The organism is Bradyrhizobium sp. LB14.3 (assembly GCF_040547985.1).
In the GTDB taxonomy this organism is placed as follows: Bacteria; Pseudomonadota; Alphaproteobacteria; order Rhizobiales; family Xanthobacteraceae; genus Bradyrhizobium.
Map to the genome: position 1 here is coordinate 141,971 of NZ_JBEPQT010000003.1, position 19,688 is coordinate 161,658.

24 protein-coding genes are annotated in these 19,688 nt (G+C 64.5%); 18 read left to right on the forward strand and 6 right to left on the reverse strand.

All coding sequences use genetic code 11. From position 1 onward, the window contains the following. Positions 1-218: 218 nt before the first annotated feature. On the forward strand, positions 219-389 hold the full coding sequence (locus ABIB00_RS07885) for a hypothetical protein (RefSeq protein ID WP_247339010.1): 171 nt from the start codon (positions 219-221) through the stop codon (positions 387-389). 190 nt (positions 390-579) lie between these two features. Continuing rightward, positions 580-1,104 (forward strand): hypothetical protein, encoded by a 525-nt coding sequence (locus tag ABIB00_RS07890; RefSeq protein ID WP_354103950.1) that lies wholly within the window; start codon positions 580-582, stop codon positions 1,102-1,104. Here the strand turns inward: ABIB00_RS07890 and ABIB00_RS07895 are convergent. From ABIB00_RS07895 to ABIB00_RS07905, 3 genes are all read right to left on the reverse strand, one after another. Next, positions 1,066-1,458 carry a carboxymuconolactone decarboxylase family protein gene (locus tag ABIB00_RS07895; RefSeq protein WP_247444501.1) on the reverse strand — a complete coding sequence of 131 codons (393 nt, stop codon included), beginning with the start codon at positions 1,456-1,458 and terminating at the stop codon, positions 1,066-1,068. The two genes, ABIB00_RS07890 and ABIB00_RS07895, sit on opposite strands and share 39 nt — an antisense overlap. Positions 1,459-1,568: 110 nt before the next feature. Next, the gene (gene pcaD, locus ABIB00_RS07900) at positions 1,569-2,351 is read right to left on the reverse strand and encodes a 3-oxoadipate enol-lactonase (protein ID WP_247444502.1); all 783 of its coding nucleotides are present in this window, start codon (positions 2,349-2,351) and stop codon (positions 1,569-1,571) included. A 36-nt stretch (positions 2,352-2,387) separates the two neighbouring features. Continuing rightward, positions 2,388-3,743: a 3-carboxy-cis,cis-muconate cycloisomerase gene (locus ABIB00_RS07905; protein ID WP_354103951.1), complete on the reverse strand. Its 1,356-nt coding sequence runs from the start codon at positions 3,741-3,743 to the stop codon at positions 2,388-2,390. A gap of 171 nt (positions 3,744-3,914) precedes the next feature. Between ABIB00_RS07905 and ABIB00_RS07910 the strand changes: the two genes are divergently transcribed. From ABIB00_RS07910 to ABIB00_RS07955, 10 genes are all read left to right on the forward strand, one after another. After that, a complete protein-coding gene (locus ABIB00_RS07910) occupies positions 3,915-4,361 on the forward strand; it encodes an SRPBCC family protein (RefSeq protein WP_247338999.1) in 447 nt (148 codons plus the stop codon). 149 nt (positions 4,362-4,510) lie between these two features. Beyond that, entirely contained in the window at positions 4,511-4,996 is a 486-nt protein-coding gene (locus ABIB00_RS07915; RefSeq protein WP_247338997.1) for a (2Fe-2S)-binding protein, read from the forward strand. A gap of 32 nt (positions 4,997-5,028) precedes the next feature. After that, on the forward strand, positions 5,029-5,835 hold the full coding sequence (locus ABIB00_RS07920) for an FAD binding domain-containing protein (protein ID WP_247338985.1): 807 nt from the start codon (positions 5,029-5,031) through the stop codon (positions 5,833-5,835). A gap of 62 nt (positions 5,836-5,897) precedes the next feature. Continuing rightward, the gene (locus ABIB00_RS07925) at positions 5,898-6,821 is read left to right on the forward strand and encodes an AAA family ATPase (protein WP_354046346.1); all 924 of its coding nucleotides are present in this window, start codon (positions 5,898-5,900) and stop codon (positions 6,819-6,821) included. A 70-nt stretch (positions 6,822-6,891) separates the two neighbouring features. Further along, on the forward strand, positions 6,892-8,094 hold the full coding sequence (locus ABIB00_RS07930; RefSeq protein WP_354103952.1) for a vWA domain-containing protein: 1,203 nt from the start codon (positions 6,892-6,894) through the stop codon (positions 8,092-8,094). A 9-nt stretch (positions 8,095-8,103) separates the two neighbouring features. Continuing rightward, a complete protein-coding gene (locus tag ABIB00_RS07935) occupies positions 8,104-8,427 on the forward strand; it encodes an XdhC family protein (RefSeq protein ID WP_007602422.1) in 324 nt (107 codons plus the stop codon). A gap of 2 nt (positions 8,428-8,429) precedes the next feature. Beyond that, positions 8,430-9,131, forward strand: coding sequence for an XdhC family protein (locus ABIB00_RS07940; RefSeq protein ID WP_354103953.1), 702 nt, complete (start codon positions 8,430-8,432; stop codon positions 9,129-9,131). Then, positions 9,128-10,732 carry an NTP transferase domain-containing protein gene (locus ABIB00_RS07945; protein ID WP_354103954.1) on the forward strand — a complete coding sequence of 535 codons (1,605 nt, stop codon included), beginning with the start codon at positions 9,128-9,130 and terminating at the stop codon, positions 10,730-10,732. Before ABIB00_RS07940 ends, ABIB00_RS07945 begins: the two co-directional genes overlap by 4 nt. A 189-nt stretch (positions 10,733-10,921) precedes the next feature. Beyond that, positions 10,922-11,311, forward strand: a complete 390-nt coding sequence (locus ABIB00_RS07950) for a DUF4189 domain-containing protein (RefSeq protein WP_354103955.1) — start codon at positions 10,922-10,924, stop codon at positions 11,309-11,311. 65 nt (positions 11,312-11,376) lie between these two features. Continuing rightward, a complete protein-coding gene (locus tag ABIB00_RS07955; RefSeq protein ID WP_354046358.1) occupies positions 11,377-11,787 on the forward strand; it encodes a DUF2000 family protein in 411 nt (136 codons plus the stop codon). A 166-nt stretch (positions 11,788-11,953) separates the two neighbouring features. On the opposite strand, the gene ABIB00_RS07960 is transcribed toward ABIB00_RS07955, so the two are convergent. Genes ABIB00_RS07960 through ABIB00_RS07970 form a run of 3 tightly spaced genes read right to left on the reverse strand, consistent with a single transcriptional unit; the run spans position 11,954 to position 13,188 of the window. Next, positions 11,954-12,367, reverse strand: a complete 414-nt coding sequence (locus ABIB00_RS07960) for a GFA family protein (protein ID WP_354103956.1) — start codon at positions 12,365-12,367, stop codon at positions 11,954-11,956. Between the two features lie 24 nt (positions 12,368-12,391). Then, positions 12,392-12,856, reverse strand: coding sequence for an SRPBCC family protein (locus ABIB00_RS07965; RefSeq protein WP_247444510.1), 465 nt, complete (start codon positions 12,854-12,856; stop codon positions 12,392-12,394). Beyond that, a complete protein-coding gene (locus ABIB00_RS07970) occupies positions 12,853-13,188 on the reverse strand; it encodes an ArsR/SmtB family transcription factor (RefSeq protein WP_247338966.1) in 336 nt (111 codons plus the stop codon). Before ABIB00_RS07970 ends, ABIB00_RS07965 begins: the two co-directional genes overlap by 4 nt. A gap of 109 nt (positions 13,189-13,297) precedes the next feature. Here ABIB00_RS07970 and ABIB00_RS07975 point away from each other — a divergent pair, with 109 nt between their 5' ends. From ABIB00_RS07975 to ABIB00_RS08000, 6 genes are all read left to right on the forward strand, one after another. After that, complete coding sequence (locus ABIB00_RS07975) at positions 13,298-13,993, forward strand: TetR/AcrR family transcriptional regulator (protein ID WP_354103957.1); 696 nt, start codon at positions 13,298-13,300, stop codon at positions 13,991-13,993. Next, positions 13,990-14,931 (forward strand): HlyD family secretion protein, encoded by a 942-nt coding sequence (locus tag ABIB00_RS07980; RefSeq protein ID WP_354103958.1) that lies wholly within the window; start codon positions 13,990-13,992, stop codon positions 14,929-14,931. Before ABIB00_RS07975 ends, ABIB00_RS07980 begins: the two co-directional genes overlap by 4 nt. Next, positions 14,928-15,860, forward strand: a complete 933-nt coding sequence (locus ABIB00_RS07985; RefSeq protein ID WP_354103959.1) for an ABC transporter ATP-binding protein — start codon at positions 14,928-14,930, stop codon at positions 15,858-15,860. The genes ABIB00_RS07980 and ABIB00_RS07985 overlap by 4 nt, the downstream gene beginning before the upstream one ends. Next, positions 15,857-17,020, forward strand: coding sequence for an ABC transporter permease (locus ABIB00_RS07990; protein ID WP_247338958.1), 1,164 nt, complete (start codon positions 15,857-15,859; stop codon positions 17,018-17,020). The genes ABIB00_RS07985 and ABIB00_RS07990 overlap by 4 nt, the downstream gene beginning before the upstream one ends. 29 nt (positions 17,021-17,049) lie before the next feature. After that, positions 17,050-18,357, forward strand: coding sequence for an adenylate/guanylate cyclase domain-containing protein (locus ABIB00_RS07995; protein WP_354103960.1), 1,308 nt, complete (start codon positions 17,050-17,052; stop codon positions 18,355-18,357). A 240-nt stretch (positions 18,358-18,597) separates the two neighbouring features. Continuing rightward, positions 18,598-19,512, forward strand: coding sequence for a PhzF family phenazine biosynthesis protein (locus ABIB00_RS08000; protein ID WP_354103961.1), 915 nt, complete (start codon positions 18,598-18,600; stop codon positions 19,510-19,512). Positions 19,513-19,688: the final 176 nt, after the last annotated feature.

A 19,688-nucleotide genomic window follows, 5' to 3' on the forward strand; every position in this document is an offset into this window, starting at 1 on the left:
GCCCCGGCAACCCCTGAGCATTCTCCTGGTTTTGTAACAGGAGGGAACTGGCGGCTGCAACTGGCGTCGCCTCGGCATAAAGGCTTGTACAGAACTGATTTCGTTACGGACGTCATGATCCGGTTCCGACACGCGCGAGGAACCGGGTTCCGCGGGGCAACCAAAATCGGGGCCGGCCGTTATCTCACCTCGGACGTCCGACAAGGGAGTTTCCCGATATGACGAACCAGCAGAACCAGAATCCCGGCCAGCAGGGCCAGAACCCCGGTCAGCAGCAGGGCGGCGGCCAGAAACCGGGCCAGCAGCAACAGAGTCCGCAGCGCCAGGGTGACAAGCCGGGCCAGCAACAGGGTGGCAAGTCCGGCCAGCACGGTCAGGACAACAAGTAGAGTTGAGAGCCAAGAACAATGGCCATCGCAGAGGGCCCCGCCGCGAGGCGGGGCTTTTTTCGTGGGCCGCGTCGCCCGGCCGGGCAGTTAAGGTAAACAAAGGGTTTAAATTGCCGCCACAGTCTGATGCGAGTTAGCTCCCGGCAAAGCCTTCGATCGAAGGCGCGGGCCAAGCGAAACGGGAAGCGGCATGTTCGGAAATTGGCGGATCGGTTCGGTCAACGGCGTACTTCTGGCGGCCTATTTCATCCCGGCCTGGACCCTCGTTGCCTTCAACATCATGGTGGCGCCGGTGCACGGCCTCTATGAGCGGCCGAGCGTCGCAGTGGCTCTTTTCCTCAGCGACCATCTTCAGATGGCGGGAATGGACACCGTGCGCGCCGCCTGGCTGCTGGCGCTTGGCCGAGCGACCGTGGTGGCGTTCTTTGCGATCTACCTGGCGCTGCTCTGCGTTCCCCGCAGCCGCAAGAACGGCGGCAGCGACGAGGCGCTCGGCATTGCGCTTGCGATCGGCAGCCTGATCTCGTTTGCCAGCATGATCATGGCTTCGAACGTCGGCGAGATGGCCGCGCTGCGGCTGCACGCCACCGAACTCCTGCTCTTGCTCGGTGCCGCTATCGTGATTGTGATCGAGCGGCCGGCAGCGGTCCCGCAGACCGTCGAGGCTACTCCGCCGCTAGGTCTTGAGCAGGCCGAGCTCCTGCACAATCGCTGAGGCTTCCTTGACGGCGTGGTTCGTCGCCGGCACGCCGCAATAGATCGCCTGCTGCAGCAGGATTTCCTTGATGTCGTCGGGCGTGAAGCCGCCCTCGGCGAGCGCCGCGCGCACATGCAGGCGGAATTCGTCCCATTGCCCGAGCGCGACCATGGTGCCGATCACCAGCACCCGCCGCGTGCGCTCGTCGAAATGCGGCCGCGTCCAGATCTCGCCCCAGGCATAGCGGGTGATCATGTCCTGGAAGTCGGTGTTGAACGCATTGCGGCCCGCGATCGACTTGTCGACCCAGGCATTGCCCAGCACTTTTCGGCGCACGTTCATGCCGGCATCGCGGCGTTTCTGGTCGTCCATGCTGTTCTCCTCCTTCGTCATTGCGGGGAGCGAAGCGACGAAGCAATCCAGTCTGTCACCGCGCAGGGATTTTCTGGATTGCTTCGCTGCGCTCGCAATGACGGTTGTGACTAACGTTGCGTCAGGAATCCCACCACCGCGTCGGTGAACGCGTGCGGCTGTTCGACATTGGAAATGTGGGCGGCGTCGATGATGGTCATGCTCGCGCCGGGAATGTTCGAGCGGATCAATTCACCCGCCGAAATCGGCGTCGCCATGTCGTGGCGGCCGGCGATCACCAGAGTCGGGCTTTTGATCTTCGGCAGCAGCGCGCGCTGGTCGAGCGTCGACAGCGCCTCGCAGCACGCGAGATAGCCTTCGACCGGAGTGGCGAGCAGCATCGACTTCATCCTGGCGGAGACGTCAGGCGCGCGCTCGCGGAAATCCTGGGTGAGCCAGCCGGCGATAACGGCATCAGCGACCGCCGCGATACCGCCTTTCTTCACGGCGTCGATGCGCTCGAGCCACTTGGTCGGCTCGGCGTAGTAGCAGGAGGTGTTGGCGAGGATCAGCTTGCCGAACCGCTCCGGCGCGTTGGCGCCCAGCCATTGCCCGACCATGCCGCCCATCGAGAGGCCGCACCAATGCACCTTCTCGATGTTGAGGTCGTCGAGGATCGCCAGGACGTCGCGGCCGAAGCGCTCCATCGTGTACGGGCCGGCCGGAACGTTGGACTTGCCGTGGCCGCGGCGGTCGTAGCGGATGACGCGGAATATCTGCGTCAGCGCCTTCATCTGCGGCTCCCACATCTGCAGCGTGCAGCCGAGCGAGTTGGAGAGCATCAAGGTCGGCCCGCCGTCGCGGCCCTCGACGGAGACGTTGATCAGGCAACCGTCGGCATCGATCATGGGCATGCGGGCATCTCCGTCTTGTTTCCGCTCAGGGCTGCTCTATTCGCGCTCGAGGCTGTCGAGCAAGCGGTGGATCAGGGTTTGGGAAGCCCCTTGATAGGCCATCGGCTCGAACAATGCCGCAATTTTTTCCGGCGAAAGATGCGCGGTGACCTGCGAATCGGCCAACAGCACCTCGCGCAGATGCTTCCTCTCGGCAACCGCGCGCTTGCTCGCGGCTTCGACGAGATGATGCGCATCGCTCTTGCCGATCGTCTCGGCCAGCGCAAAGGTGACCGCTTCCGCCATGATCAGGCCGTGCGTCGCTTCGAGATTGCTGCGCATGCGCGCCGCATCGACATCAAGCCCTTCGGCGATGTCGACGATCGCGGCCAGCGCGCCCGAGGTGACCAGCATCAGTTGCGGCAGCGTCGGCCATTCCGCATGCCAGGGCCCGGCGCTCCGCTCGTGGTCCTGCACTTGAGCAGCGAATATCGTCGCGGCGAGCTGCGGCGCCATGGTCGCGCAGCCCAGCGCGCTCGCGGCGGCGACCGGGTTGCGCTTGTGCGGCATGGTCGAGGAGCCGCCGCGGCCTTCCCCGGCGGGCTCGAACGCTTCGGCAACGTCGGTCTGCATCAGCAGCGAGACATCGCGCGCGATCTTGCCGCAGCTGCCGGCGAGAATCGCAAAGCTCGATGCCGCCTCCGCGATCCGGTCGCGATGCGTGTGCCAGGGCGCTTCCGGTAGCGGCAGGTTCAGCTCCTGCGCCAGCCGTTCGGCCACCACGAGCCCTTTGTCGCCGAGTGCTGCGAGCGTGCCGGCCGCTCCGCCGAATTGCAGGGCGAGGCCGTCGCGCGAGAGTCGCCGCAGGCGGCAGCGGGCGCGGGCAAGGCTTGCGGCGTATTCGGCGGCCTTCAGCCCGAACGGCATCGGCAGCGCGTGCTGGAGCCAGGTCCGCGCCACCATCGCGGTGTTGCGGTGCTTCCGTGCCAGCGCGGCAAAGCCCTTGATGGCGCGGCTGAGGTCGGCGTCCAGCGCATCGATGCCGGCGCGAAGCGTGAGCATGGTCGCGCTGTCGATGACGTCCTGGCTGGTCGCGCCCCAATGCACGTAGCGCGCGGCCTCCGCGTCGGCCTTGCCGACGTTGGAGGTCAGCGTCCTGACCAGAGGGATCGCGAGATTGCCGGATCGCGTCGCGGCCTCGGCCAGCACAGCCATGTCAAAGGCATCAGCCTTGCACGCGGCTTCGATCGGGCCCACCGCGGATGCGGGAATCACTCCCGTGGCCGCTTCGGCTCGGGCCAAGGCTGCCTCGAAATCGAGCATATTCTGAAGGGTCGCCCGGTCGTCGCAGACTGCACGCATGGCCGCGCTCGACAGCATCGGCGCGAGCAGGGGGGAGAGGGATGTGCTCATATTGTGCGGGACCTAATCACCATGCTTCGGCTCTGCCAATCCCCAACCATCGGGCGCAAGCTTTTTGCAGGTGCGAATATGCATTGCACGTGGCCGGGTGCCACCCTTTCCTTTGTGGCCTCCGTGCGTTACTTGAGCAGCATCATAGTGACGCATCCCGGGAGGCACCCCATGGCCATGACGATGAACGGCGAAGTCCAGCTTGCGGCGCCGCGCGAGGCCGTGTGGGAGAAGCTCAACAATCCCGAGGTGCTGAAGACCTGCATCCCCGGCTGCGAGGAGCTGGAGAAGACCGACGACGGCGGCTTTCGTGCGACCGCGAAAATGAAGGTCGGCCCGGTGTCGGCGCGCTTCAAAGGCAAGGTCACGCTGAGCGATCTCGACCCGCCGAACGGCTACAAGATCTCCGGCGAAGGCGAGGGCGGGGTGGCCGGCTTCGCCAAGGGCGGCGCCGTGGTCAAGCTTGCGGAGAAGGACGGCGGCACGCTTTTGTCGTACGAGGTCGAGGCGCAGATCGGCGGCAAGTTGGCGCAGCTGGGCCAGCGCCTGATCAACGGCGCCGCCAAGAAACTGGGCGACGAATTTTTCGCGAACTTCGCCAAGGCGGTACAGGGCTGAAGGCCGATACCTTAAGCATTGCGCCTTTCGGCATGGCGCCTTGCGTTCCCTGTGATGTTGCCCCGGGGCATAATGGCCCATATGATGGGTTGGAATAATTATAAGAACCGCTTCGACGGGACCCGTCGGGGCGCTGATAGAGAGTGCTTATGGCAAAAATCTCCCTCATCGTGAACGGCAATCCTGTAACGGCCAATGTCGATCCCCGTACCCTGCTGGTGCAGTTCCTGCGCGAAAATCTGCGCCTGACTGGCACCCATGTCGGCTGCGACACCTCGCAGTGCGGCGCCTGCGTCGTGCATCTCGACGGCAAGGCCGTGAAGTCCTGCACCACGTTGGCCGTGATGGCTGACGGCCACGAGGTCAAGACGATCGAGGGGCTGGCCGCCGACGGCGCGCCGCTGCATCCGATGCAGGAGGCCTTCCGCGAGCACCATGGCCTGCAGTGTGGCTTCTGCACGCCCGGCATGATCATGACCGCGATCGACCTCGTCCATCGCAAGGGCAACGAGCTCGACGATCACACCATCCGCGAGGAGCTGGAAGGCAATCTCTGCCGCTGCACCGGCTACCAGAACATCGTCACCTCGATCTCCGCCGGCGCCAAGGCGATGGCGAAATCCGACCTCGCGTAACCGCGCGCGCACTCTGCGATCAGGACATTCAGATGTACGATTTCAAATACCATCGCCCCGGGACCGTGCGGCAGGCCGCCAACCTCCTGGTGAAGAACGAGGACGCCAAGGTGATCGCCGGCGGTCACACGCTGATTCCGGTCATGAAGCAGCGCCTCGCCAGCCCGCCGCATCTGGTCGACCTCTCCCACATCGAGGGGCTCAATACGATCGAGATGAAGGGCCGCGCGCTCGTGATCGGCGCCACCGCCAGGCATGCCGAGGTCGCAAGCTCCGCGATCGTCGGTGAAGCCATCCCGGCGCTGGCCGATCTGGCAAGCCAGATCGGCGATCCGGCCGTGCGCCACAAGGGCACGCTCGGCGGCTCGCTCGCCAATAACGATCCGACCGCGGACTATCCGGCTGCGGTGCTGGCGCTCGGCGCCACCATCGTCACCAACAAGCGCCGCCTCAAGGCGGAAGAATATTTCCAGGGCCTGTTCACGACCGCGCTCGAAGCCGACGAGATCATCACCAAGGTGATGTTCCCGCTGCCGAAGAAGGCGGCTTATATCAAGTTCCGCAACCAGGCTTCGCGCTATGCGCTGGTCGGCGTGTTCGTGGCGCGGCGTCCCTCCGACGTGCGGGTCGCGGTCACAGGCGCCGGTTCGGATGGCGTGTTCCGTGTCACCGCCTTCGAGGAAGCTCTGAAGAAGCGCTTCGCCGCGAAGGCACTTGATGGCATCGAGGTGCCGGCGGACGGCCTCAACAGCGACATCCACGGCAGTGCCGAATACCGCGCGCACCTCATCGGAGTGCTGACGCGGCGTGCCCTCGACGCCGCCAACGCCAAGGAGTGAGTGATCCTCACGCCTCGGCCCAAACTTGTCCCCGGTGAGGGCGTAGCGAGACTGGCTTTTTCATGACTTCAACGGCCAATACGTCCGGTGCCTTGCCGGCATCGGTCGATGCGATGCTCGAACTCCTGACGTCGCGCGGCTATCTCTCCGAGCGATCGCTGGCCACGGTGACCTATCTGTCGCTGCGCATGGGCCGGCCGCTGTTTCTGGAAGGGGAGGCCGGCGTCGGCAAGACCGAAATTGCAAAAGTGCTGTCGGCGGCGTTGGGACGGAAGCTGATCCGCCTGCAATGCTACGAAGGCCTCGACGTCTCCTCGGCAGTCTACGAGTGGAACAGCGCCGCGCAGATGATCGCGATCCGGATGGCGGAAGCCGCCGGCGACACCGATCGCGATCAATTGTCGTCCGACATCTTCGCCGAGCGCTACATGATCAAGCGGCCGCTGCTTCAGGCGCTCGAGCCTGACGTCGCCGGGCCGCCGGTGCTGCTGATTGACGAGCTCGACCGCGCCGACGAGGCATTCGAAGCGTATCTGCTCGAAATCCTCAGCGACTTCCAGGTGACGATCCCCGAATTCGGCACGGTGAAGGCACCGAACCCGCCGATCGTCATCATCACCTCCAACCGCACCCGTGAGATTCACGACGCGCTGAAGCGGCGCTGTCTCTATCATTGGGTCGATTATCCCGACGCCGATCGCGAGCTCGCGATCGTCAAGTCGCGCGTGCCCGGCATCTCCGCAAAACTGTCGCAGCAGGTCGTGCGCTTCGTCCAGGTGCTGCGTAACCAGGATTTTTACAAATCCCCCGGCGTCGCCGAGACCATCGACTGGGCCACCGCTTTGTCCGAGCTCGACGCCCGTTCGCTGACCCCGCAAGTGGTCGGCGACACGCTGGGTGCGCTGCTCAAGTATCAGGACGACATCACGCGGATGCAGGGCGACAGCTTGCAGAAGGTGCTGAAGGAAGCGACGAGCGAGAATTGACGCCTCCGCGTCACGACTGAGCTCGTCATTCGGCGCGCCGCGACGGGATGACGAGTGAGAGTACTGAACCATGGCCATCAATCACTTGGCACCTGAGCAAACCGAGCAGTTCGCCGACAATATCGTCGGCTTCGCCCGCGCATTGCGTTCGGCGGGCATGCCGGTCGGGCCGGGCGCCGTTATCGATGCCATGAGCGCGCTCCAGGTGATCGACATCGGCAACCGCGCCGACGTCTTCACCGCGCTGGAGGCGATCTTCGTCAAGCGCCACGAGCATGCGTTGATCTTCAAACAGGCCTTCCACCTTTTCTTCCGCGCCTCGGAAGAGTGGAAGCACATGCTGGATTCGGTGCCGTTGCCGGAGCAGGCCAAGAAGAAGCCGCAAGCCGGCTCGCGCCGCGTGCAGGAGGCGATGTCGCAGCCGCGCATGACGGAGACACCGCAGCACCAGGAGCAGGATCTGCGCCTGTCGGTCTCCGACAAGGAGATCCTCCAGAAGAAGGACTTTGCGCAGATGAGCGCGGCGGAGATTACCGAGGCGTTGCGCGCCATCGAGCGGATGCGGCTGCCGCAGGCCGAACTGCTCACGCGCCGGCACCGGCCCGATCGCCATGGCCTGCGCATCGATTTGCGCCGCACGCTGCGCGCGTCCCTGCGCACCAGCGGCGAGATCATCGACATCCATCGCCTCGGGCGGATCGAGAAACCGGCGCCGATCGTGGCGCTGGTGGATATCTCGGGCTCGATGAGCGAGTACACCCGCCTGTTCCTGCATTTCCTCCATGCTGTCGGCGACGCCCGCAAGCGAGTCTCGGTGTTCCTGTTCGGCACCCGGCTCACCAACGTGACCCGGGCGCTGCGCCAGCGCGACCCTGACGAGGCGTTGGCGAGCTGCTCGGCTTCGGTCGAGGACTGGGCCGGCGGCACGCGGATATCGGCCTCGCTGCACAATTTCAACAAATTGTGGGCGCGGCGCGTGCTGAGCCAGGGGGCCATCGTGCTGCTGATCTCCGACGGGCTGGAGCGGGAAGCCGATTCCAAGCTCGCCTTCGAGATGGACCGGCTGCACCGCTCCTGCAGGCGGCTGATCTGGCTCAACCCGCTGCTGCGGTTTGGAGGCTTCGAGGCCAAGGCGCAGGGCATCAAAATGATGCTGCCGCACGTTGACGAATTCCGTCCCGTGCATAATTTGAGTTCGATCCACGAGCTGATCAGCACGCTCTCCCGGCCGCTGCCGCCGCATCACCGCAGCCTGATCCGCTCCGCAGCTTGAGAGGTAGCCATGCTCGATCGCGACGAGGATATTCTGAAGGCCGCCGAGGACTGGCAAAAGGCCGGCCGTGGCGTCGCGCTCGCAACCGTGGTGGAGACCTGGGGCTCGGCACCGCGCCCGGCGGGCTCAAGCCTTGTCATCAACGACGAGGGCACGTTCCTGGGCTCGGTCTCCGGCGGCTGTGTCGAGGGCGCCGTGGTGACCGAGGCCATGGATGTGATCCAGAGCGGCAAGCCCAGGATGCTGGAGTTTGGCGTGGCCGACGAAACTGCCTGGAATGTCGGGCTGTCCTGCGGCGGCACCATCCGCGTCTTCGTCGAGAAGGTCGGCTAGCCGTGAAGCTCGCAATTTTGCACGAACTCAATGCCGAGCGCGCCGCGCGCCGACCAGTCATTCTGGTGACGGACACCGAGAGCGGCGAGCAGCGCCTGGTGAAGGCCTGCGATTTTTCCAAGGATCCCTTGCGAGCTGAGCTCGATAAACAACTGCGCATGGGCAAGAGCGCCAGTGTCGAAGCCGGCGGCAAGAAGATTTTCCTCAACGTCTACGCGCCGACCGCAAAGCTCGTCATCGTCGGCGCGGTCCATATCAGCCAGGCCTTGGCGCCGCTGGCGCGCTCGCTCGGCTACGACGTCATAGTGGTCGATCCGCGCACGGCCTTTGCAAGCCCCGAGCGCTTCCCCGACGTTCCCTTGGTCGCGGAATGGCCCGACACGGCGCTGCCGCCGCTCAACGTCGATGCTTACACGGCTTTCGTCGCGGTGACGCACGATCCAAAGATCGACGACCCCGCGCTGCTGCACGCCTTCGAGCGCAACTGCTTCTATATCGGCGCGCTCGGCTCGCGGAAGACGCATGCCAAGCGCGGCGACCGGCTGCGGGCGCAAGGCGCCAATGATTCTGACATCGCGCGCATCCACGCGCCCATCGGGCTTGCAATCGGCGCGGTCTCGCCGTCCGAGATTGCGGTGTCGATCATGGCCGAGATCACGGCGGTGCTCCGCCTGCCGCCCAAAGAAAAAGAAGAAGCGGCATGAAATTCGGCCCGGCGAGCCCCAAGGATGCGATCGGCGGGGTGACCGTCCACACCCTTCGCCAGGGACCGCTGGTGCTGAAGAAAGGCACGACGATCGGCCCGGCCGAGATCGAGGCGCTGGAGCGGGCCGGCATCAAGGACGTCGTGGTGGTGCGGATGGAGGAGGGCGATGTCTCCGAGGACATTGCCGCCGCAAGCATCGCGCTCGCCGTCGGCGGCGATGGCATTCATGTCGAGCGCGCCTTCACCGGCCGCGCCAACCTGTTTGCGGCTCGCCCGGGCGTGCTGGTGATCGACCGCGGTGCGGTCGACCGCATCAACAATATCGACGAGGCTATCACCTTCGCGACGCTCTCCGCCTTCAAGCCGGTGGTCGAGGGCGAGATGGTCGGCACCGTCAAGATCATCCCATTCGGCGTCGAAGGAAACTTGCGCGATGCCGCGGTGAAGGCTGCGGGCCGCGACGTGCTGAAGATCGCGCCGTACGTGATCAAGCGCGTTGGCGTCGTTTCGACGCTGCTGCCCGGCCTGTCCTCCAAGGTGATCGACAAGACGTTGCGCGTCACCGCCGAGCGGCTCGCGCCGGCCGGCGCCGGCATCATCGCGGAGCGGCGGGTCCAGCACGAGGAGCAGGCGCTGTCAGCCGCGATCAAGGAATTGCTCGCCCTTAGCGCTGAACTCGTGATCGTGTTCGGCGCGTCTGCGATCGCCGACCGCCGCGACGTGATTCCGGCAGCCGTCACCGGGATCGGCGGCGAGATCGAGCATTTCGGCATGCCAGTCGATCCCGGCAACCTGCTGCTGATCGCCCGTGCCGGCAGCGTGCCGGTGCTGGGGGCGCCCGGCTGCGCGCGTTCGCCGGTCGAGAACGGTTTTGATTGGGTGCTGATGCGGCTCCTCGCCGGCATCAAGGTGACGCGTTCCGAGCTGATGGGCATGGGCGTCGGCGGCCTTCTGATGGAGATCGTGACTCGCCCGCAGCCGCGCGTCAAGCCGGAGATCGAAGGCAACAGCAATATCGCGGCCATCGTGCTCGCGGCGGGACGCTCGACCCGCATGGGCGGACCGAACAAGCTGCTCGCCGAGCTCGACGGCAGGAAGCTGGTGCGGATTGCGACCGAACAGGCACTGGCGTCGAAAGCATCCGAGGTGATCGTCGTCACCGGCCATCAGACCGAGTTGGTCGAGCAGGCACTGCAAGGGCTGAAGGTGCGTTTCGTCAAGAATCCGGATTTCGCCGGCGGCATCGCGAGCTCGGTCAAGGCCGGCATCGCGGCCGTCCCCGAGACGTCCGACGGCGCTGTGGTCTGCCTCGGCGACATGCCGCTGATCGATGCCGGCCTGATCGACCGCCTCATCGACGGCTTTGCGCCGGACCGCGGCAATCTCATCGTCGTGCCGGTCAGCGAAGGCCGCCGCGGCAACCCCGTGCTGTGGTCGCGCCGCTTCTTCAAGGAGTTGATGACACTCGACGGCGACGTCGGCGCGCGCCATCTGATCGCCAAGCACACCGAGGCGGTTGCCGAAGTGCCGGTCGACGGCGAAAGCGCCTTCCTCGACATCGACACGCCGCAGGCGCTGGAAGCGGCAAGACGGGGATAGTTAGCCTTGCGTTTGCGCGCTTGCGCAGTCCGCTAGGGTAACCCACCACTTCTGCTTCCGCGGTGAGGTACTTTGGTGGATTGCGCTCCGCCAATCCGCCCTACACGGCTGTTTTCAACCCTCCGTTCACCATCTGGAAACGACCGCGGCTTACAGTCGCCTTCGCCTGCCTTGGGGGAGGGGATTTCCATGCCTTCGAACGTCGTCGCGCGCCGTTGCGCGATGTTTTTCTTTGCGCTGTCGGTTTTTGTCGCCGGCGCGCGCCACATCACGGATGCGCACGCCGCCGGCGCATTTGCAGTCGGCAAGTGCGGCGCCTACGGCCAGGCCTTCGGTTATGGTGCCGAGCACGAAGCGCGTGCGGCGGCGCAGAAGCAATGCAAGGGCGATTGCACGACCGTGACGATGAAGCGTGCTTGCGCCGCGATGGCGGTCGACCTTTCCAATCCCTGCGGCGCCTATGGCTATGCCGTCAAGCCGAAGATCTCGGCCTCGCTCAATGCCGCGACGCGCGAATGCTACAAGTTCGGCGGCAAGGAATGTGTGATCCGCGCCTGGGCCTGCGACGCAAAGGGGTAATTCCTCTTGCTGTCATTCCGGGGCGATGCGTAGCATCGTATCCGGAATAACAGTTAGGGATATGCATGCAGTTCGATACCAAGATCGCCATCGTGATCCGCGCCGATCTTGCGGCCTGGCAGAAGCTCAACGTCGCGTCCTTCCTCACGAGCGGCATCGCCGCGGCCTTTCCGGAATGCATCGGCGAACCCTATGAAGATGCATCAGGCACCAAATATCACGCGCTGATCGGCCAGCCGATCCTGATCTACGGCGCCGACGGTCAGGCGCTCGCGCGCGCGCTCGATCGGGCCCTGACGCGCAACGTCGCGGCGGCGGTCTACACCGAGGACATGTTCAAGACCACGCACGATGCCGCCAATCGCGAGGCGGTGAGGGCGGTGGTGCGCACTGACCTCAATCTCGTCGGTCTCGCAATGCGCGCCGAGCGCAAGGTGATCGACAAGATCGTCGATGGCTTGAAATTCCATAGCTGACGTAAGTGCTGGTTGGTTTCACCTCTCCCGCTTGCGGGAGAGGTCGGCGCAACGCGCCGGGTGAGGGTTCTCTCCACTAGGGGATTGTCCCGTTGGTGAGACACCCTCTCCCCAACCCTCTCCCGCAAGCGGGAGAGGGAGCACACCCCCACGTGGGGCCAGTGCCTCACCCCGGCGGCATGCCCTCAAACTTCGGCAGGTCCGGGTCGAGGCGATCCCAGTCATGACCGCGCGCGGCGTAGGTCACCACTTGCGGCTCGTAGCGGGCGGGTTCGTCGAGGCTTGCGGCGCGGATGGTGAAGATGTCAGGCATCGCCGCGAAGGTCATGTAGACCGGCAAGCCGCAGACGGAGCAGAAACCGCGAGTCTTCACGTTGCCACTGTCGCCGACCATGTCCCAGTGCTTCGCCTCGCCCATCACTGTGACACCGGCGCGCGCGAAGGTCATGTACGAGCCATGGCCGCTGCCGCTTTCCCGCTGGCAGTCCCGGCACTGGCAGTGATTGCTGAACAGGGGCTCGCCCAGAATCGAATAGCGGATCGAGCCGCAGGCGCAGCCGCCGGTAAAGGGCTTGGTCATTGCGATAACTCCTTACTTGTCTTCTTACTTGTCTTCGCCGCTGATCTCGTCGAGCTGGCGGACGACTTTCTTCCAGCCGCCGCTCATGCCCGTGTAGGCCGATTCGTTCCTGGGTATGACGAAGCCCGCATGAACCAGACGGATCCGCGTGCCGGCCTCGACCGGGGTGAGGGACCACGTCACGACAGTGTCGAGTGGCGCGCCGTAGCCGGTGTTGCGCTCATCCCCGCCCTTCCAGGCGTAGACGAGGCGCCGGTTCGGCATGACTTCCAGGACGCGGCAATGGATGACGCCATCCCAGGCGCCGCCCGGCGTGGTCTGGTAGGTGAAAGTGTTGCCTTCGACGGCCTCGAAACCGGTCGGCGGCATCAGCCAGCGCGCGATCAGCTGGGCGCTGGTCAGCGCCTTCCAGATCGTCTCCGGCGCGTGAGGGAGCACCTCGTCGATGACGATGTCTTTTGTCTCGGCTTTCAATTCAACAGCACTCACGGATCGATCTCCTTCAAGAGGTCACGCAGGTTCTGGAAGCGCTCGCGCCAGAACACGCCGTAATGGTCCATCCAGGTGACCAGCGGCTCGAGTCCTTGCGGCGCGGCGCGGTAATAGACGTTGCGGCCCTCGGCGCGCTCGGCGACCAGGCCGGCCTGCTTGAGGGACTTCAAATGTTGCGAGATCGCGCCTTGGGTCACGCCGCTGCCGCGCGTGAGTTCGGCGACGCTGATCTCCTTGCTCTCGAACACGCGCTCGAACACCGCGCGCCGGGTTGGATCGGCGAGGGCGCGCATGACGCTGGTGACTGGGTTTCGGGCGGTTTCAATCATAGTAGTTCAATTAGCACCGGCTAATGAATTAGTCAAGGCTAATTCATTAGCCGGTTTACGTCTGTGGCCCTGACTTGACAATGACTGACTAGTCAGTCACAAATTTGGCATGACAAGGAAGCCGACCAAAACCGCCGCCCGATCCGCAACTCGAGCCAATGCGAAGGTCTCTGTGGTCGCCAGAAGCGACGAGGCGCCCGCGTCGAGCCGCGCCACGCGTGCGGCGGAACGGCGCGCGGCGATCGTGGACGCGGCGATGGAGGAGTTCATCGTGCGCGGCTTTACCGCGACGCGGCTCGACGACATTGCTAAGCGCGCGGGCGTGGCGAAGGGCACGATCTATCTGCACTTCAAGGACAAGGAATCGATGTTCGAGGAGTTGGTGCGCACCGTGATCGTGCCCGTCGTGGCGAAGCTGAATGCGTTGCCGCCGCCGACAGGCTCGGTGCGCGATCTCGTCGAGGCTTTTGCCAGCAATTTTTTGAAGGAGGTCATCGGCACCAGGCGCGGCGATCTCGTGCGACTGATCGTAGCGGAGGGGCCGCGCTTTCCTTCCGTCGCCGACTTCTACTACCGCGAGGTCGTCTCGCGCGGAATGGCCGGCATGCGCGCGCTGATCGAGCTCGGCATTGCCCGCGGCGAGATCCGCGAGAAGAACCTCGCGCGCTACCCGCAAATCCTGGTCGCGCCGGCGATGATCGCGGTGATCTGGCAGAGCCTGTTTGCGCGGCACGCGCCGCTTGATGCGCAGGACATGCTGCGGGTCCATCTCGATTTGATTTTTGGCGAACGGAGGACGACATGAGGTCGTCGCTAAACATCTCTCACCTCATCCTGAGGAGCGCGGAACGCGCGTCTCGAAGGATGCAGCCCCGGCTGTGGCCCTTCGCCCTTCGAGACGCCGCTTCGCGGCTCCTCAGGTTGAGCGGTCGACAACGGTTGCTCCCGCCAAACGCGATTCAGTTTTCGGCGCGGTTCTGTTCGATCGCGATTCTAGCCCTCGCAACCGGACTTGCCGGTTGCAAGGAGAAGCGCGATCCCGGCTTCCAGGGCTGGGTCGAGGCCGACATGATCTATGTCAGCCCGGACGAGGCCGGCCGCGTGACGAAGCTGAACATCCGCGAGGGCGACGAGGTCAAGGTCGGCGATCACCTTTATTCCGTCGACGACGATCTCCAGCTTGCCGACCTCAACCAGAACAAGGCGACGCTCGCGAATGCGCAGCAAACCTATGATCGCGCGGCTTCGCTGAGCAAGTCCGGCTCGGGCACGCAGGCCAATCTCGATTCCGCGGTCTCCTCCTTGCGCGTTGCCGAGGCACGGGTGGCGACCTCGGAGACGCGGATGGCGCGGCGCAAAGGTTTTGCGCCAGTCGCCGGCACCATCCAGCAGATCTATTTTCGTGAGGGCGAGATGGTGGCGGCGCAGCGGCCCGTGCTCTCGATCATGCCGCCCGGCAACATGAAGCTGCGCTTCTTCGTGCCGGAGACCGAGCTGCCGAAGCTTGCGATCGGCGACACGGTGCGGATCGCGTGCGACAATTGCGCCGCCGATCTCACCGCAAAGATTTATTTCATTGCGACTTCGGCCGAATATACCCCGCCCGTCATCTACAGCCTTGAGGAGCGCAACAAGCTCGTCTACCTGATTCAGGCGCGGCCGTCGCGGCCCGACGCGTTGCGGGTCGGACAGCCGATCGACGTATATCTCACTCCAAAAACGCCCGTGGCGGACAAGCGATGAGCGGCGACAACGGCATCGCGATCGACGTCAAGGGCCTGACCAAGTCGTTCGGCGGCCGCGAAGTCGTGCACGATCTGTCGATGCAGGTGAAGCGCGGCTCGATCTACGGCTTCCTCGGCCCGAACGGTTCGGGCAAGACGACGACCATCCGCATCCTCTGCGGCCTGCTCACGCCCGACAGCGGCGAGGGCACCTGTCTCGGCTACGACATCCGGCGCGACGCTGACAAGATCAAGCGCCAGGTCGGCTACATGACCCAGCGCTTCAGCCTCTATCAGGATCTCTCTGTCCGCGAGAACCTCGAATTCGTCGCGCGGCTGTATGGTCTTCGCGATGCGCGCGGCGCCGCGCGCGACATGATCAAGCGGCTGGGGCTCTCGGGCCGCGAGGAGCAGCTCGCGGGCGAACTCTCCGGCGGCTGGAAGCAGCGGCTGGCGCTAGGCGCCTGCACGCTGTCCAGTCCAAAATTGCTGCTGCTGGACGAGCCGACCGCCGGCGTCGATCCCAAGGCGCGGCGCGATTTCTGGAACGAGATCCATGCGCTCGCGGCCGACGGTCTCACCGTGCTGGTCTCGACCCACTACATGGACGAGGCCGAGCGCTGTCACGAGATTGCTTATATTGCCTATGGCCATCTGCTGGTGCACGGCACCGTGGAGGAGGTGATCGCCAAATCCGCGCTGACAACCTACACCGTGACGGGCGAGGGACTGAACGAGCTCGCGGCTGGGCTCACCGGCAAGCCCGGAATCGACATGGTGGCGCCGTTCGGCACCTCGCTGCACGTTTCGGGGCGCGACGTCGCCGCGCTTGAGGGCAGCATCGCGCCGTGGCAGGCGAAAAGCGGGCTGCACTGGAATAAATCGTCGCCGTCACTGGAGGACGTGTTCATCGAATTGATGGGCCGTTCCAAGGACAATTTCCAATGAGCGCCGTCGATCATCCCGAACCACAGCACGCGATCCGGGAGCGCTTTGGTTTCTGGACACGCTCCTATGCGATGCTGGTCAAGGAGTTCATCCAGCTCAAGCGCGATCGCGTGTCGTTCGCGATGATCGTGATGCTGCCGGTGATGCAGCTCCTCTTGTTCGGCTATGCCATCAACACCACACCCCACAATCTGCCGAGTGCGGTGCTGCTCCAGGAGGACTCTGATCTCGCCCGCTCGATTCTGAAGGCGCTGGAGAACACCAAATATTTCCGCTTCCTCTACGAGGTGCACGACGTCGAGGATTTCGACAATCTCCTGAAATCCGGCAAGGTTCTGTTCGGCGTCGAGATTCCGCGCGGCTTCGAGCGGGCGGTGCGGCGCGGCGACAGACCGGCGCTGCTGGTCGCCGCCGACGCGACCGATCCGGTCGCAGCGAGCGCGGCGATCGGCTCACTCGGCATGGTCGTGCAGACTGCACTCAAGCACGATCTCTACATCGGCGATCCCCCGGAGATGCCGTTCGAGATCCGCGCACATGCGCGCTACAACCCCGCCGCGGCGTCGAGCCTCAACATAGTTCCCGGTCTCGTCGGCACCATCCTCACCATGACCATGCTGATCTTCACCGCGCTTTCGGTCACGCGCGAGGTCGAGCGCGGCACGATGGAGAACCTGCTGTCGATGCCGATCAAGCCAGTCGAGGTGATGTTCGGCAAGATCATCCCTTACGTGCTGGTCGGGTTCGTCCAGGCCTTCCTGATCATCGGCATCGGCGTCGTCCTGTTTGGCGTGCCGATACTCGGCAACTTGTTCCTGCTGGCCGTTCTGTCGACCCTGTTCATCAGTACTAATCTTGCGATCGGCTACACGATCTCGACGCTGGTGCAGAACCAGCTCCAGGCCATGCAGATGTCGATGATGTTCTTCCTGCCGAGCATTTTGTTGTCGGGCTTCATGTTTCCGTTCGCGGGCATGCCGGTCTGGGCGCAATATGTCGGCGAGTGCCTGCCGCTGACGCACTATTTGCGCATCGTCCGCGCCATCATGCTGAAGGGCGCGACCATGCAGAATTTGCGCTTCGATGCGCTGGCATTAGCGGTCCTGATGCTGCTCGCCATGACCATTGCCGTGACGCGCTTCCGCCGCACGTTGGATTGAGGCACAATGCCCCGGAATCGAGGGGTGGAATGGTCAGGTTCGCGAGCAGGAAGACGCGGCAGCACGCCGCGCTATCGGAGGATTTCGAGCGCGAGCTGACGCGAGAGGTGCTGCGCACCGAGCTGTTGCGGGTGCGGACGCTGATCCTCACGGGCTGCGTCATGACCGTGTTTCTCACTGCCATCTATCTGGTCGATCCAGCCGTCGTGAACCGGGTCTGGCGCGGGACGGAAGGCCTGGCCGAGGTCTACGGCCTGCTGGTCGGCTTCATCCTGTTCGAGGTCTGGGTCCACGTCCAGATCAGAAGGAACCTCCGGCTCGATCGCGACCTCCCGGTGATCAGGCGCTATATCGGTGCACTGATCGAAACGTCGCTGCCGACGCTGATCTTGATCCTGCAGATCCGGACCATGGGCGCGAGCCAGGCGCTCGGCTTTGCCGTGCCGCTGATGTATTTCATCTTCATCATTCTCTCGACACTGCGGCTGGATTTTCGGCTTTCGACCTTCACTGGCTTTGTCGCCGCAGCCGAGCTGCTCGCCGTGGCGCTGATCTACGATCGCGCCAGCGGCGTTGGTGAGCCGCAGACCTATTTCCATGCGGTGCGCAGCATCATCATCCTGGTCTGCGGCGTGCTCGCGGGCGCGGTCGGTGCGCAACTCCGGCGTCAGTTTGCTGCGAGCATTGCCGCGGCCACCGCGCGCGACCGGGTGACGAACCTGTTCGGCCAGCACGTTTCTCCTCAGGTGGTGGAGCGGCTGATGGCGGCGGGAACCAGAGCAGGCGGCGACCTTCGCCGCGTCGCCGTGATGTTCGTCGATTTCCGCGGCTTCACTGCCGGCGCGCAGACGCGCACCCCGCAAGAGGTGGTCGACCGGCTCGATGGCGCCTTCGCCGTGCTCGTCGATATCCTCGATCGCGAGGGCGGCATCGTGAACAAATTTTTGGGCGACGGCTTTCTCGCGCTATTCGGCGCGCCGCTGGAGGCCTCCGACGCCGTGCATCGCGCGGTCGCCGCAGGCCGCGAGATGCTGACCGCGATGGGCCGCATCAACGCCGAGACGAGCTGGCCGCTCAGAATCGGAATCGGCATCCATTTCGGCGAGGTCGTCGCCGGCAATATCGGCTCGCCCCGGCGCAAGGAATATACGGTCATTGGCGACACCGTGAACTTCGCCTCGCGGCTGGAGGCCCTGAACAAGGAGTTCGGCTCGCAGCTCTTGATTTCCGCGTCCGTTCGCGAAGCGCTTGGTGAGGACTGCGACGATGCCGTCGCGCTCGGCGAGGTCGAGGTGCGGGGCTATGAGCAGAAGGTGGCGGTGTTTCAATTGGGGTAACGCGCCGTCAATGCAAGTTGCCTTCCGTTGAAGCGGGTCGCGCTTCGGTGAGGGCGGGTGATGAACTATCTCTGCTAGTTGTCGGGTCTTGCATTTGTGGAAGCCGCTTCTCGGCTTTCAACCCGTCACCGCAATTGCTCCGATTGCTCCGAATATTGGGGCATGACGGACGACGTCGACGGCTTGTAGACTGCCGGCGACGCGGCCGGTCGCGGTCGCGACTTGCATGAGGAAGTGAAGATGCAGCGCCGCTACATCACCGTCGACGTGTTTACCGACCGCGCCTTCGGCGGCAACCAGCTCGCCGTGGTGCTCGATGCCGGCAGGTTGTCGACCACGCAGATGCAGTCGATCGCGACCGAGTTCAACTATTCCGAGACGACCTTCGTGCTGCCGCCGCGCGACAAGGCGAATGATGCCGAGGTGCGCATCTTCACGCCGGTCAGGGAGCTTCCTTTCGCTGGCCATCCCAATGTCGGTACCGCCTTCGTGCTGGCGACGATCGCGAATGAGCCGAAGTCGTGCCTGCGGTTCGAGGAGAAGGCCGGGCTGGTGCCGGTCGATATCTTTCGAGAGCAGGGCCAGGTCATCAGCACCGAGCTTACAGCGCCGCAGCCGCTGTCTCGGCTGTCGCAATTGTCTGCTGCTGATGCCGCGCGCTGCATCTCGCTCAGCGCTGAGGACATCAAGGTCGACCGTCACGCGCCGCAGGTCGTCAGCGTTGGAACGCCGTTTCTGGTGATCGAGGTGCATTCGCGCGATGCGCTCAAACGGGCGAGGCCCGACGCGGCGGCCTTCGGCAGCGTATTTCCGCGCGATGACGCATTCTCGGCGTGGTTCTATACGCGCGATGTGTCTGCGGCAGAGGCGCCTTGCGAGCGCCAGGCGCGGATGTTCATGCGCGGCGCCAACGGCCTCGTGGAGGATCCCGCCACCGGCAGTGCCACGGTCGCAGCCGCCGCGCTGTTCGCCGATCTCGATTCGGCGCGCGACGGTGAATTGAAGCTGACGGTCGGCCAGGGTTTTGACATGGGCAGGCCGAGCATCCTGCTGACGCGCGTGCGCAAGCAGGACGGCAAGATCGTCTCAGCCCATGTCGGCGGCAGCTGCGTGCAGATGATGGAAGGGACGTTCCGGTTGGCGGGTGAGGGATAGGCCTGTCCACCCGTCATTTCGGGCTCGCGCCACAGCCCAAGATAAGCCCGTCATCTTGAGGTGCGAGCACTTGCGGGCCTCGAAGGATGGACGACTGCTGCATTGGCGTCACGCCGTCGTCCTTCGAGGGCCGCTGAGGAAGCGGCCACCTCAGGATGACGGCTACGGTTAAAGCC